The organism is Sulfitobacter sp. PS-8MA (assembly GCF_040933935.1).
In the GTDB taxonomy this organism is placed as follows: Bacteria; Pseudomonadota; Alphaproteobacteria; order Rhodobacterales; family Rhodobacteraceae; genus Sulfitobacter.
The window spans coordinates 102604-115616 of the sequence record NZ_JBFQYJ010000002.1 but is presented as its reverse complement, the minus strand read 5'-3'; the positions used below and the strand labels follow the sequence as shown (position 1 = coordinate 115616).

Annotated in this window: 12 protein-coding genes and 1 pseudogene; 3 read left to right on the top strand and 10 right to left on the bottom strand. The window is 59.6% G+C overall.

Annotated elements, in window-relative coordinates:
- Positions 1 to 16: 16 nt before the first annotated feature.
- The 8 genes from AB4M76_RS00675 to AB4M76_RS00640 all read right to left on the bottom strand — a co-directional run bounded on the left by AB4M76_RS00675 (position 17) and on the right by AB4M76_RS00640 (position 9111).
- Positions 17 to 793, bottom strand: coding sequence for a MetQ/NlpA family ABC transporter substrate-binding protein (locus tag AB4M76_RS00675; protein ID WP_368439930.1), 777 nt, complete (start codon positions 791 to 793; stop codon positions 17 to 19).
- A 45-nt stretch (positions 794 to 838) separates the two neighbouring features.
- Entirely contained in the window at positions 839 to 1513 is a 675-nt protein-coding gene (locus tag AB4M76_RS00670; protein WP_368439929.1) for a methionine ABC transporter permease, read from the bottom strand.
- A complete protein-coding gene (locus tag AB4M76_RS00665; protein ID WP_368439928.1) occupies positions 1503 to 2564 on the bottom strand; it encodes a methionine ABC transporter ATP-binding protein in 1062 nt (353 codons plus the stop codon). The genes AB4M76_RS00670 and AB4M76_RS00665 overlap by 11 nt, the downstream gene beginning before the upstream one ends.
- 153 nt (positions 2565 to 2717) lie before the next feature.
- A complete protein-coding gene (locus tag AB4M76_RS00660; protein WP_368439927.1) occupies positions 2718 to 3752 on the bottom strand; it encodes a P1 family peptidase in 1035 nt (344 codons plus the stop codon).
- A gap of 12 nt (positions 3753 to 3764) precedes the next feature.
- Positions 3765 to 4667: an ABC transporter permease subunit gene (locus tag AB4M76_RS00655; RefSeq protein ID WP_368439926.1), complete on the bottom strand. Its 903-nt coding sequence runs from the start codon at positions 4665 to 4667 to the stop codon at positions 3765 to 3767.
- A 9-nt stretch (positions 4668 to 4676) separates the two neighbouring features.
- Positions 4677 to 5597 (bottom strand): ABC transporter permease subunit, encoded by a 921-nt coding sequence (locus AB4M76_RS00650; RefSeq protein WP_368439925.1) that lies wholly within the window; start codon positions 5595 to 5597, stop codon positions 4677 to 4679.
- Between the two features lie 55 nt (positions 5598 to 5652).
- The gene (locus tag AB4M76_RS00645; RefSeq protein ID WP_368439924.1) at positions 5653 to 7188 is read right to left on the bottom strand and encodes a glutathione ABC transporter substrate-binding protein; all 1536 of its coding nucleotides are present in this window, start codon (positions 7186 to 7188) and stop codon (positions 5653 to 5655) included.
- A gap of 45 nt (positions 7189 to 7233) precedes the next feature.
- Positions 7234 to 9111: a dipeptide ABC transporter ATP-binding protein gene (locus AB4M76_RS00640; protein ID WP_368439923.1), complete on the bottom strand. Its 1878-nt coding sequence runs from the start codon at positions 9109 to 9111 to the stop codon at positions 7234 to 7236.
- A gap of 116 nt (positions 9112 to 9227) precedes the next feature.
- Here AB4M76_RS00640 and AB4M76_RS00635 point away from each other — a divergent pair, with 116 nt between their 5' ends.
- The 3 genes from AB4M76_RS00635 to AB4M76_RS00625 all read left to right on the top strand — a co-directional run bounded on the left by AB4M76_RS00635 (position 9228) and on the right by AB4M76_RS00625 (position 11775).
- A complete protein-coding gene (locus tag AB4M76_RS00635) occupies positions 9228 to 10169 on the top strand; it encodes a LysR family transcriptional regulator (protein WP_368439922.1) in 942 nt (313 codons plus the stop codon).
- Positions 10166 to 10984, top strand: a complete 819-nt coding sequence (locus AB4M76_RS00630; RefSeq protein WP_368439921.1) for a M55 family metallopeptidase — start codon at positions 10166 to 10168, stop codon at positions 10982 to 10984. The genes AB4M76_RS00635 and AB4M76_RS00630 overlap by 4 nt, the downstream gene beginning before the upstream one ends.
- Positions 10985 to 11232: 248 nt before the next feature.
- On the top strand, positions 11233 to 11775 hold the full coding sequence (locus AB4M76_RS00625) for a HutD family protein (RefSeq protein WP_368439920.1): 543 nt from the start codon (positions 11233 to 11235) through the stop codon (positions 11773 to 11775).
- 181 nt (positions 11776 to 11956) lie between these two features.
- On the opposite strand, the gene AB4M76_RS00620 is transcribed toward AB4M76_RS00625, so the two are convergent.
- Positions 11957 to 12265 carry an aminotransferase class I/II-fold pyridoxal phosphate-dependent enzyme gene (locus AB4M76_RS00620; RefSeq protein WP_368439919.1) on the bottom strand — a complete coding sequence of 103 codons (309 nt, stop codon included), beginning with the start codon at positions 12263 to 12265 and terminating at the stop codon, positions 11957 to 11959.
- A gap of 13 nt (positions 12266 to 12278) precedes the next feature.
- Positions 12279 to 12953 (bottom strand): annotated as a pseudogene (locus AB4M76_RS00615) (aminotransferase class I/II-fold pyridoxal phosphate-dependent enzyme); the annotation flags it as partial.
- Positions 12954 to 13013 lie beyond the last annotated feature (60 nt).

Genomic DNA, 13013 nt, shown 5'->3' with positions numbered 1-13013 from the left:
GGTCTGGGCGATGTGCTTACCAGGAAGTGATAACGGTGCCTTGGTAGCTCTCGTCGATGAATGTTTTCACTTCGTCGGAGTGATAGGCTTTGAGCAATGTCTCGACCCAAGCGGCCTCTTCGTCCCCTTCACGCACAACGATTACGTTCACATAGGGGTTTTCGGCGCTTTCCATCGCGATGGAATCCTCTTTCGGGTTCAACCCCGAGGCAATCGCGTAGTTGGTGTTGATCAGCGCGGCGGTGAGGTCCGCGAGCGAGCGCGGCAATTGCGCGGCGTCCAACTCCTTGAACGACAGGTCTTTCGGGTTCTCGGTGATGTCCAGCACGGTCGGGGTCAGCCCGGCGGCGGGGTCGACCTTGATCAGGCCAAGCTCTTGCAGCACCAGCAGCGCCCGGCCGCCATTGGTCGGGTCATTGGGGATGCCAAAGGTGGCGCCTTCTTCCAGCGCGGCAATGTCCTCGACCTTGTCGGAATAGACGCCCATCGGGGTGGTGATCGTATTGCCAACCACGGTCAGCGCGAAACCACGGTCTTTCATCTGGGCTTCCAGATAGGGCACATGCTGAAAGGAATTCGCCTGAATGTCGCCATCGGCCAGCGCTTGGTTCGGCACGACATAGTCGGAAAATTCGATCACATCGATCTCCAGCCCCATGGGTTCGGCCACCCGGGCGACCTCTTCCATGATCTCGGCATGTTCCCCCGGCGAGACGCCAACTTTGATTTCCTCGGCGGAAAGGCCGGTGGCCATAAGGGCAAGGACAGAGGTAAGGGTTGTCAGACGTAGCATTCTATTCTCCTTGGAATGAGAGAGCGGGTGTGAGGGATGTAGGGCTTATTGCCCGCCGCTTTTAGGGGCGCGTTTGTCCACCGCGATGGCGATGCGCTCGCCGATGGACTGCACAAGCTGCACCAAGACGATCAGGATGACCACCACGATCGCCATGACATCGGGCATGAAACGCTGGTAGCCGTAGCGGATGCCAAGATCACCCAGCCCCTCGCCGCCCACGGCCCCGACCATGGCGGAATAGCCGATCAGGCTGACGATGGCGAGCGTGAGACCCAATGTGATCCCGGGCAAGGCTTCGGGCAGCAGCACCTTTCTGATGATCTGAAGCGGCGTGGCCCCCATGGCGCGGGCGGCTTCGATCAGACCTGAATCCACCTCGCGGATCGCGTTTTCCACCAGCCGCGCGATGAAGGGCACGGTGGCAATGGTCAGCGGCACAATGGCGGCCGTGGTCCCGATGGAGGTGCCCGCGATCATGCGGGTGAAGGGGATGATCGCCACCACGAGGATGATGAATGGCACCGAGCGTGTGGCATTGACCAGTAGCCCCAGCACCTTGTTCACCCAGGGCGCGGACAGCAGTTCGCCGCGCTGCGACGTGGCAAGGAAAAGCCCCAGCGGCAGGCCAAAGAGCGTGCCAAGAATGGCCGAGACCGCGACCATATAGAGCGTTTGCCCGGTCGCCTCGATCAGCAGATTGATAAGATTAGCCGACATAGCCCAGCACCTCCGTCAAGAGCCCGTGACGTTCCAGAAAAGCCCGCGCCTCCCCGGCCTGCGCGAGCGGCATCGACACCAGCAGATTGCCGAAAGGCCGGGTGCCGATCTCCTCCACCGCGCCGGCGAGGATATTGACCGGGATGCCCATTTCCTTGGTCAGACGGGCCAGCATCGGGTCGGTGGCATGGGCGCCCGCAAAGGTCACGCGGATCACCTCTTCGCCGCCCTGCGCGGGCGGGCTCTGGGTCAGCCGATGTTTCACGAAAGCGGGCAGCGTGACCCCGGTCACACCCGACAGGAAGGAACGGGTCGTGGCATGTTGCGGGGCGGTAAAGATGTCATAGGTGGCGCCATGTTCGACGATGCGGCCCGCGTCAATCACCGCCACATGGCTCGCGATGTCGCGCACCACGGCCATCTCATGGGTGATCAGTAGGATCGTCAGCCCCAGATCGCGGTTGATGTCTTTCAGCAGCGCCAGCACGGTCTGGGTTGTTTCCGGGTCCAGCGCCGAGGTCGCCTCATCCGACAGCAGCACCTTCGGCTCGGTCGCCAAGGCGCGGGCGATGCCGATGCGCTGCTTCTGCCCGCCCGAAAGCTCCGCCGGATAGCGCCCTGCCTGCGCGGTCAGCCCAACCCTCTCGATCAAATCGGCGACCCGCGGTTTAATCTGCGCCGAGGGCACGCCGGCGACTTCGAGCGGCAGGGCGATATTGCCCGCCACCGTGCGCGAGGACAGCAGATTGAAATGTTGAAAGATCATCCCCACGTCACGCCGGATGGCCCGCAGCTCGGCGCCCTTGGCTCTGCCCACGTCCTTTCCTGCGACCTGCACGTTCCCGGAGGTGGGCCGCTCCAACCCGTTGACCATGCGCAGCAACGTCGATTTCCCCGCGCCCGAGCGCCCGATGATACCGGTGATCGCGCCGGGTTCGACGGTCAGGGAAACCCCCTCAAGCGCATTGACGGTCACCCCGCCCGCTTTGGTGAATGCCTTCCCCACCGCATCAAAGGCAATCGACGCGCCTTGGGTCTTGTTTTCAGTCATTTCAGGTCCAGGCTGCCAATGGATGTGGTCGCGCTGTCATAGATAGAAATAAGCCCGATGTTGCAAGGGGGGAGTTGCATAGCCGGCATGCCTGCACGGTCTGTGTCAAAGCGCCGGTGTGGTTGGGAAACTACTGATGCACAGGCTGCTTCATCAAAGACCAAACCCTTTGGATGCCTGAGCGCGGAAAGACGGCAGCATCGTGCCATCATAGCCCTGTTGCGGCACCCCATGCCATAGCGCGTTCAAGATAGCCTCTTCGACGGCTTCCACCGTGGCGACGAAAAACGCGTCCATACAGCGCTCATCCAATCGCTTGGCTTCATGGATGTCAGCACTGTCGCGGCTAACGCTGTTTGCGGTTGTGAACGCGAGAGCGATGTCGCCGCTCTGATGGCCAATGTGGCTGCCCAAACGCCCAAGCGCTGCGGAACTTCGACGCGCCACCCGCGTCAATTGTCGCGATTCCATCGGGGCGTCAGTCGCAAGAACAATGATGATTGACCCACGGTCGGGATCGTCATTGCCCTCCTCGGCCGGGGGCGGCAACTGACGCCCCAAAACCCGCAGCGCGGATTGCTGGCCGAAGTTTGACAAGACCAGCGCGCCAAGGGTGAACCCGACGCCGCTTGCAAGCCTTACTTGCCGCGATGCCGAACCCAGTCCGCCGGCGTAGCCAAACGTCTTCATCCCGCTGCCCGCGCCCACAGTGCCCTGCGCAAAGGTGCTTCCACAGGCGTTCAGTGCGGCCTCTGCCTGCGCCTCACCTATCGCCAGCGCCTGGATGTCGTTAACCTTGCCATCGTTACATTCCAACGACAGCGGGTTAACCGTGCATAAGCTGCGCCCAATCTCGGGATTTGATGCGACGGCCCGCCGGATGAGCGCTGTGCTACAGGGGCCGACGCCAAAAGTATTGGTCAACAGGATCGGCGTTTCGATCTCCCCCAGTTCAGCCAGTTGTACCAAACCAACGCTTTTGCCAAAACCATTGATAACCGATAGCCCTGCCGTAACAGGCTGGCGGAACATATCCCCCCCATGCGGCAAGACCGCAGTCACGCCGGTACATCGGCCCTCCCCCCGCACATCGGTATTTCCAACTTGAACGCCGGGAACGTCGCAGATCGTGTTGTCCGCGCCCGTGGGCAGAGTCCACCACGTCGCGCAGTCAAATGAATGTCGCATGATCTGCACCGCTTAGCTGTCGTCGAGTTTGGGGTCCAACGCATCGCGCAGGCCATCCCCAAGGATGTTAAAACACAGGACAGTGAGGAAGATCGCCAGCCCGGGGAAGAAGGTCAGATGCCATTCACCAGCCAGCATATATTCCCGCCCGGTTGCAAGCATGGCACCCCACTCGGCAATCGAAGGCTCCACACCCAGACCGATGAAGGACAGGCTGGTGGCGGTCAGGATAGACGTGCCAATCCGCATGGTAAAATAAACGATAACCGCGCCGAGCACACCCGGCAGAATATGTCTGAACATGATGATCCAGTTCGATGCACCCGCCGCACGCGCCGCTTCGACATAGGTCGATTCCTTCAAGCTGAGGGTGCCAGAGCGCACGATCCGCGCGAAAGCAGGCACACTAAACACCGCCACGGCGATAATGACATTGGTCAGCCCGGCACCCAGAATGGCCACGATTCCAATCGCCAGCAGGATACCGGGGAAAGCGAATAGAACATCGGAAATCCGCATGACCACGGAATCGAGCCACCCGCCGTAGTAACCCGCGAAAAGGCCGGCGACGATGCCGATCACCGCCCCGATGGTCACCGAGACAAAGCCGATGTACATCGACAGTTTCGCCCCATTCAAAATCCGCGCAAAGATATCGCGTCCGAATTCATCAGTTCCAGCCCAATGCAGCAGCGACGGGCCTTCAAGCGTGTTTTTATAGTCAAACTGGTCCGGTCCAAAGGGCAGGATCCACGGCGCCAGCACACCGCCGAGCAGCATGAGCAGCAAAAAACCTCCGGCGATCATCGCGCCATAGCGGGTCGAGAAACGGCGACGGAATTCAACGAGTGGTGAGCGCGCGGTCTTTTCGGCACGGGCCGGCGCGCCGCTCATCGGGTCTGCGACATCAGTCATGGCGCGCTCCTATTTGTAGCGAATAGCGGGGTTGATGAAGCCGTACAGCATGTCCACCGCCAGATTGATTAAGAGGAATTGCAGCGAAAACAGCATGATCTCGGATTGCACGACCGCGTAGTCACGAAAGTTGATTGCATCCAGCAAGAGCGAGCCGAGCCCCGGCCAGCGGAACACTTTTTCCACCACGATGGAGCCGCCAAGCAAAAAGCCGAACTGCAAACCGGCCATGGTCACGACGGGGATCAAAGCATTGCGCAGGGCATGCTTCCACACGACGATACGCTCTTTCAGCCCCTTGGCGCGGGCGGTTCGAATGAAATCCTCCCGCGCGACGTCAATCACGGCAGAGCGGGTAAAGCGGGCCATGACGGCTGCCACACCTGCCCCCAAAGTAAGCGACGGCAGAATGAGATCGGATGGCTCATCAAAACCGCTGGTCCCCAGCCATCCCAGATTGACCGAGAAGAGCTGCATCAACAGCAGACCGAGCCAGAAGTTCGGCATGGAGATGCCCGACACAGCGGCGAACATCCCCGCATGGTCCCCCGCGCTGCCCCGGCGCACCGCCGAGATCACCCCGGCGATCAGGCCAAAGAGCACCGACCATGTCAGCGCGGAAACCGATAGCCAGAAAGTCGGCATGAAGGCGCGTCCGATCATCTGCGAGACCGGCTCACCGGTGCGGAGTGACGTGCCAAGGTCCAGTGTGACAAGGTTACCAATGAAGTTAACGTATTGCGTCCAGAGCGGCGCATCGAGGTTCAGCGCCCGGCGGATGGATTCCACCTCAGCCTGCGTTGCCGTTTCACCGGCCAGCAAACGCGCGGGATCGCCGGGCAACGCATGAACGAAAAGGAAAACGAAGATCGAAATCAGGAAGAGCACCGGCACCATCGCGGCGAGCCTGCGGAGAAAGTAGTTTAGCATGTGACGGACTCGTAGTTCTGGCCCGGCGCCTGCAGCGCCGGGCCGGTTTCAGGCATTATTCGTAAGCGGCTTTGGCATATTGCATGGTGCCATCCGGCATCTGGAAGACGCCGGTCAGCCCCTTCTTGCGCCCTGCCATCTTGTTCTCAATGGCCAGCCAAACGACGGGAGAATCTTCCCAGATCTGCTTTTGCGCAATGGCATAGGCGTCTCCACGCGCTTCAGCATCGCCCGTATTCAGCGCGTCCTGAATCGCCTTGTCGACAGTCTCATTCGAATAGAACGCCATGTTATATATCTTGGGAATCCACCCTTCGGTCGCATAGACTGGCCGGAGATGCCAATCCGCATCCCCGGTCGAAGGGGACCAGCCGCCCATCAACATATCAAAGGTCGCGGTCTCGGGATCCATGGAAGAAAAGACCTTCTCTGACCGGGTGGCGCCTTCCATCGGGACGATCTTCACCTTGACGTTGATCTGCGACAATTGCTGCTGAAGGAACTGAAGCATCCGCACGCCAGTGGAGTTGTTAATGCCCCAGATTTGGATCTCGAAACCGTCCTCATAGCCGGCTTCTTTCATCAGGGCGCGCGCCTTGTCGAGATCGGTTTCGAGCGGTGTCTGGGCCTCATAAAACCGGGTGTCGGGCGCGATGGGGCTGTCTGGCACGATGCCATGGCCCGAGTAGACCACATCGACAAAGGCTTGCTGATCAATGGCAAGATTGAAGGCTTTGCGCACGCGGACGTCTTGGAAATGCTCTTTTTTCGTGTTCATCGAGGCTGTCCAGACTGTGATGCCCGGCACTTCGAGAACCTCATGACTATCGGCATCGTTCACACGCTCGGCCAGTTCGGCAGGCAGCACATGGGTGAACTGAATCTCATCAGAAAGCATCATGGAAACGCGCGTGGCGCTTTCAGTGACCGGGTAGAACGTGACTTTGTCCACTTTGGGCCAATCGCTGTCCCAGTACTCCTCGTTCTTTTCCACGACCACCCGCTCGCCGGGAACCCATTCCTTAAAGACAAAGGGGCCGGTGCCGACCGGATTGCGATCCACGTCTTTGCCCAGTTCTTCGAGAGCTTTGGGGCTGTGGATCACGACCGAGGGGTGGGCGACTGTGTTGATCATCGCGCCGAAAGGCTCTTTGAGGTTCAGCACAACAGTGTAGTCATCGGGCGTCTCGACGGTGTCGACCACTTTGAAAAGGCTGTTCTTGGCAAGGTTCTGCGACTGATCTGCGAGCCGGTCGAAGTTGGCCTTGACGGCGGCGGCGTTGAACGGCGTGCCATCATGAAATTTTACGCCTTCGCGCAGCTTGAAGGTAAAGGTTTTCGCGTCCGCGCTGCCTTCCCATTCGGTGGCAAGCTGCGGGACCAGTTTCATATTTTTGTCAAAGGTTATCAGGCGCTCCAACACGCCACTGGCGACCGAATAGTCGACGTTATAGTTGGAGTTATGCGGGTCCATGCGCTGGAAAATCTGATCCATCGCGATGTTCAGGTCCGCCGCCGCCAGCGACGTGCCGAGCGCGGAACTGGCCAGCAGCATGGCACTCAGCGCGGTGCGTTTGAAAAAAGATGTCATGTCGGAAATCCTCTCGTTGTTGGCAAGTCGGTCAGTTTTTATGAATCAGGCGGCTTCTGTGTCGTCCGCAGGATTGCGGGCGACCAGATGACCGGGTGCCACCTCGATCATCTGGTTAATGACAGGAGGCTGACCAATGGGCCGCACCGGACTGGGCACTTCGCCGGTGATAAGCGGACGGCTGCGCTGACGGATCGAAGGGTCCGGCACGGGCGCCGCGGCCATGAGCCGCTGGGTATAGGCGTGCTGAGGGTTCTCAAAAACCGCCCGCCGAGGTCCACTTTCGACGATTTGCCCCAGATACATCACAGCGACACGCTGGCTAATGCGTTCGACCACCGCCATGTCATGGCTGATGAAGAGATAGGCCAAACCAAAGCGTTTCTGCAGATCCATCATTAGGTTGATCACCTGCGCCTGTACCGAAACATCAAGCGCCGAAACCGCTTCATCCGCGATAATGAGCTTAGGATCCGTGCCCAAAGCCCGGGCAATGGCGATACGCTGGCGCTGTCCGCCTGAGAAAGCATGCGGATAGCGGCTGGCATGATCTGCGCTCAGCCCCACCTCTTCAAGCAGCCACACCGCCTTATCAAAGGCGTTTTGCTTGGTCTCCAGGCCATGCAGCAACATCGGCTCCGCGATGGAGTAGCCCACCGTCAGCCGCGGGTTAAGCGAGGCGTAGGGATCCTGAAAGATAAACTGCACCTCCCGGCGCAATCTTTGCAATTCAGAGGTCGAAAGCTGCGTGAGGTCCTCGCCGCCAAAGGTCAGCCGGGTCGACGACGCTTCGACCAGTTGCAAGATCGACCGACCGGTGGTCGATTTCCCACATCCGGATTCACCGACCAGACCCAGCGTTTCGCCCGGCCAAATATCCAGATTAAGCTGTTCCACCGCATGGACCCGTTTTTTGACCCGGCCAAACAGGCCTTCACCAATATCGAAACGGGTCGTCAGCCCGCGCACCGACAACAGCGGCGGCGCGCTATAGTCAATCGCGGTGGTCGGCGTTGGCGCGATATCTGTTGCGTCTTGTCCCGGAATAGCAAAGGGCTGCGGCGTATCGGTGCCGCGCATCGACCCCAGCCGCGGCACGGCTTTGAGCAAGGCTTGGGTATATGGGTGCTGCGGGGCGTTGAAGATGGTCTCGACGTCGCCCTCTTCTACCTTTTCGCCGCGATACATGACGATAACGCGATCAGCGATCTCGGCCACCACGCCCATGTCATGGGTGATGAAAAGAACTGACATGTTCTCTTCGTCCTGCAATTCACGGATCAGCCGCAAGATTTGCGCCTGTATGGTAACGTCCAGCGCGGTGGTGGGCTCATCCGCGATCAGCAATTGCGGGCGGCAGGACAGTGCCATGGCAATCATCACACGCTGACGCATTCCGCCCGAAAGCTGATGCGGATGGCGCTTCATTACCTGCGCGGCGTCCGGAATGCGCACCTTGTTGAGGGTCTCAAGCGCGATGGCGCGCGCCTCGCTTCGGCTTTTGTTTTGGTGGGTGACCACGGCTTCGACGATCTGATCCCCAATGGTAAAGACGGGGTTAAGCGAGGTCATCGGCTCTTGGAAAATCATGGCGATATCATCGCCGCGCATCAAACGCGCGTTCTCCATATCAAGATTGCCGATATCAATCACGCTGTCGTCGCGTTTGCGAAAGGAGATATTTCCGCCTGCAATGCGCCCGCCGCCGAATTCGACCAACCGCATAACCGACAGAGCGCTGACTGATTTTCCAGAGCCGGATTCTCCGACAATCGCGACAGTCTCGCCTTTATTGACGTGCAGGTTCAGCTTTTTGACAGCACGCATCTCTGAACCGGGCTTGCCAAAACGGACATCTAGGTCCGCGATTTCGAGCAGTCGGTTCGATTGCATAAGACATGTTCTCCCACGGCGCTTGTGCATTGACGCAATAGAACCCGCCGATCCGAGCAGAGACCAACGCCAAAACGGCATTGACTATGCATATTCGGCATAGTTCTACCCTTGCGGGAAGGCGGCATTCGTGGAGAGGTAATGATATGGATATCAAATGGATCGAGGACTATCTGGTTCTAGCCCGGGCACGGAACTTCTCCAGAGCGTCTGACGAGCGCAACGTCACCCAACCTGCCTTCAGCCGTCGGATACGGGCGCTTGAAACATGGCTTGGCGTGCCGCTGTTTGACCGTCGCACCTATCCGATCACCCTGACGGAACAAGGCCGAGCCTTCCGCGAAACCGCGGAGCTGGTCCTATCCTCCCTCCATACGGACCGCGCCGAGTTCTTGCAGCAGGTTCATCATTCTCGCCCCGACCTGCGCATCGCGGCGGCAACCACGCTGAACCTCAATTTCATACCCGAATGGCTCAAAAGCCTTGAGCCGCAGACGGGGCATCTGACCACCCATATTTCTACGCAGAACTTCCACGATATGGTGCAGCAACTGGCCGACGGCATGGTGGATTTCGTGATGCAATACGCCCATGCCGATGCGCCGCTACTGTTTGAGCAATCGCGCTTCGACTCCCGCGTTCTGGCGCATGACCTGCTGATTATGACGTCCCCGGTCGATGCCGCGGGGGCGCCGCTCTTTGATCCGAGCAAAGCTGGCCCCGAGCACCCGCCCCTGCCCTATATGGGCTACTCAAGCGACGGATATTTCGCTGATATCGAAGCATTGCTTCTGAACCGCCACCTGCAAACCGGCCCGGCGCTTGAACGATTGGGCCAGAGCCCCACCTCCGAAGTGCTCAAGCGCATGGCCTTGTCCCACGGCGCCCTTGCTCTGCTTCCCGAAAGCTGCGCACGGGATGCGCTTGACCAGGGGCAGTTGGTCCGGGTCGGCGGCGAGGATTGGGCGACGGCGCTCGAAGTGCGGCTCTATCGTTTGCGCGGCAGCAGACGCGCTGCGGTTCGCAAGATATGGCAGGCCACCACCCCCATCGAAGAAACCAACACCCCCATGGGAGAAAAAGCATGAAAATCTTCATTTCGGTCGATATCGAAGGGATCGCAGGCGTGAACGAACAACTGCAAGGCCAGCGCGGCAATCCCGAATACGAAGTGGCGCGACGACTGATGACGCAAGAGGCAAACGCCGCGGTCGCAGGTGCTTTTGACGGAGGTGCGACATCGGTCACTGTGGCGGACTCGCACGGACCAATGCGCAATATGATCGCCGAGGAAATTGACCCCCGGGCCGAACTGGTTTCAGGCAAACCGCGACCGCTTTCCATGATCGAGGGGCTTACAGAGACCTACAGCGGCGTCGTGCTCATCGGATATCACGGCGCGGCCGGAGAGTTTGGCGTGCTTGCCCATACGATCTCTGGGCTGGCCTTTGCCGAAATTCGCATGAACGGAGAGATTGTCGGCGAGCCAACCCTCTTTGCCGGCTACGCCGCCGAAATCGGTGTTCCGCTGCTTGCGGTAAGTGGCGACGACCACCTATGCAAAGAGATCGCGCACCAGTTTCCCCATGCCAGCCGGATCTCGACCAAGACGGCACTCGGCGCGCACGCCAGTAAAAGCCTGTCGCCCGCCATGTCGCGCCAGCGCATTAAAGAAGCTGTCACTAAAGCGGTACAGGCAGCCGAGAACACCATTATTTCACAGCCCTGTACGCCGCCTCTGAAGGTCGAAGTCCGAATGATGCGCCAGCTTTTCGCCGATGCAGCCGCACTGCTGCCGCAGATTGAACGCCTGTCCGCAAATCATATCCAATTCACCGCGGCCGATCATGCCGAGGCGATTGGTACACTTTCCGCACTCGCCCTGATGGCTTCGGCGCTATAAGGGCAGCGGCGGTATCCCAAATGCAAGATCGTAAGATCGCTTTCGCGCTATGGTTCTGTGTGATGCAGGTCGCGCACCAACGCTCAATGCTGCGCGTCAGCATGGAAGCTTCGTCGAGCTTCCGCGCCTTGCCTAGCACTGCGCTAGGTCTATGCTCGTCGCATCGAGTTGCTGTTTCGCGCCCATCGAGGAGATAAGTGCGACCTGCTTCGCTTAAGGATCGTCAATATGACGAATTGGAAATGCCAATGTACCAGATTATTTTGCCCCATGCTTTCACCTCCAGCCGGTGGAAGAACGGAGGCGGCGTCGTTCATGAGATTATACGCGATAACGTCAATGATCCTTGGCAATGGCGGATCAGTCTCGCAGACGTCACTTCGGACGGACCGTTTTCCCTGTTCGAAGGCATGACGCGGATTCTCACCGTGGTTGACGGCAATGGCCTTAATCTGCTCACGCCAGAGTGTGAATTGGCGGCGCGCCGCTTTCAACCCGTGGAGTTTGCAGGTGACATCCCGGTCGAAAGCCGCATGGTCTCTGGGGGAGTGCGCAACCTGAATGTGATCTATAGCCCCGCCAAAATGATCGCCTCCGTCGTTGTTCTGGCCGGTCCAAAAGTCATTCCTGCAGGACCCGGGCAGACCGGTCTGTTCTGTTTGGCAGGGCCCATCGAAGCCGACGGGCAGACCGTACCGACAGGCGCCTTTGCTCTGGGTAACGGCGGGAACATCTGCTTACCGAGACGAACACATGCCGCGATACTAAAGCTGACAGAACGGCGTTCATGAGGGCTGCAGTGCCAGCTTCCTCGCTTTGCACCTCATATATTCCTTCCTCCTTGCGGTTCAGAAGAGGTTAACCCGGGTCCGCGCATAGAGGCGACCGCCGCGAGGAAAATATCGTTCTCTTGCGGAGTACCGACCGTGACCCGCGCCCAATTGGTGAAGGGGGGCTCCAACCAAGGCTTTATCAGCACGCCCCTATGGCGCAGAGCCTCGGCAAAATCCGTAGCCGACCTGCCGGTGTCGAAAAAACAAAGTTGGTCTGGCTTGGTGCACAGACAAAGCCCGCCTCAGCCAGCCCAACAGACAATCGGGCGCGTCCTTCTGCCGCCAACGCCGCCGAGCGAGACAGATGTTTGGGATCGCCCAGCGCGGCGCGCGCGGCTGCGGCTGCCAGCGCGTTGACACCGAAAGGATTGCGCGCCTTCATCACTTGCGCCACCAGTTCCGGATCGCAGGCAATACCGTACCCCACCCGTAACCCCCGCCAGCCCATAGGCCTTGGAAAAAGTGCGCAGTGCGATCCAAGGGTGCGGCCGGGCAGCAAGGCAGGCGAGGGCGTCAAACCGCAAGCTGGGGTCAATATATTCCCGATAGGCTTCGTCGAAAACGACCAATGTTTCAGCCGGTGTCGCGGCCAGTAATGCCTCGAACTCATCTATGGAGATAGTCGGACCGGCAGGATTGCTGGGCGCGGAAAAAATTAATACGCGCGGCGTCTCTGCTGCCATCGCCCGGGCCAAGCCATCCAGCGGGAAGGACCAGTCGGGTGCAAACGGCACCTTCGTGACATTGGCTCCGCAGGCCAGCGCCCCGAACTCATGCAAGCCGAAGCTCGGCGCGATCGTGACCACGTGATCGCCGGGGCGCAGCACGGAGCGGAAAATCGCGCCGATTAGGTCTTCGGAGCCGTTGCCGATGATGATCCGGTCTGCCGCTACCTTTGTAGCCCGGGCCAGATCATCGCGCAGCGACGAGCTACCCGCATCGGGATAACGCGCGACGCCGGCCGCCATCTCGCGGATCGCCTGCACCGCGCCGGGGCTTGGGCCAGTCGGGTTTTCGTTGCTATCGAGCTTCGCAAGACAGGGGGTGCCGTATTGCGCGCGGAATTTCTCAAGCGCCAGCCCAGCATTGTAAGTCTGTAGTGAAGCAATTTCCGGGCCGATCAGATTTGGGTTCATATCGGGTTCCTGTGGTCAAAGATCGATGAGCTTACCGGTGGAAGGCCGGCATGCTGCCCA

Excerpts from the sequence above, each read along its gene's own strand:
- AB4M76_RS00665 (WP_368439928.1), bottom strand. The coding sequence starts at position 2,564 with ATGACTGAAAACAAGACCCAAGGCGCGTCGATTGCCTTTGATGCGGTG.
- AB4M76_RS00670 (WP_368439929.1), bottom strand. The coding sequence starts at position 1,513 with ATGTCGGCTAATCTTATCAATCTGCTGATCGAGGCGACCGGGCAAACG.
- AB4M76_RS00675 (WP_368439930.1), bottom strand. The coding sequence starts at position 793 with ATGCTACGTCTGACAACCCTTACCTCTGTCCTTGCCCTTATGGCCACC.
- AB4M76_RS00625 (WP_368439920.1), top strand. The coding sequence starts at position 11,233 with ATGTACCAGATTATTTTGCCCCATGCTTTCACCTCCAGCCGGTGGAAG.
- AB4M76_RS00645 (WP_368439924.1), bottom strand. The coding sequence starts at position 7,188 with ATGACATCTTTTTTCAAACGCACCGCGCTGAGTGCCATGCTGCTGGCC.
- AB4M76_RS00650 (WP_368439925.1), bottom strand. The coding sequence starts at position 5,597 with ATGCTAAACTACTTTCTCCGCAGGCTCGCCGCGATGGTGCCGGTGCTC.
- AB4M76_RS00655 (WP_368439926.1), bottom strand. The coding sequence starts at position 4,667 with ATGACTGATGTCGCAGACCCGATGAGCGGCGCGCCGGCCCGTGCCGAA.
- AB4M76_RS00630 (WP_368439921.1), top strand. The coding sequence starts at position 10,166 with ATGAAAATCTTCATTTCGGTCGATATCGAAGGGATCGCAGGCGTGAAC.
- AB4M76_RS00660 (WP_368439927.1), bottom strand. The coding sequence starts at position 3,752 with ATGCGACATTCATTTGACTGCGCGACGTGGTGGACTCTGCCCACGGGC.
- AB4M76_RS00640 (WP_368439923.1), bottom strand. The coding sequence starts at position 9,111 with ATGCACAAGCGCCGTGGGAGAACATGTCTTATGCAATCGAACCGACTG.
- AB4M76_RS00635 (WP_368439922.1), top strand. The coding sequence starts at position 9,228 with ATGGATATCAAATGGATCGAGGACTATCTGGTTCTAGCCCGGGCACGG.
- AB4M76_RS00620 (WP_368439919.1), bottom strand. The coding sequence starts at position 12,265 with ATGGGCTGGCGGGGGTTACGGGTGGGGTACGGTATTGCCTGCGATCCG.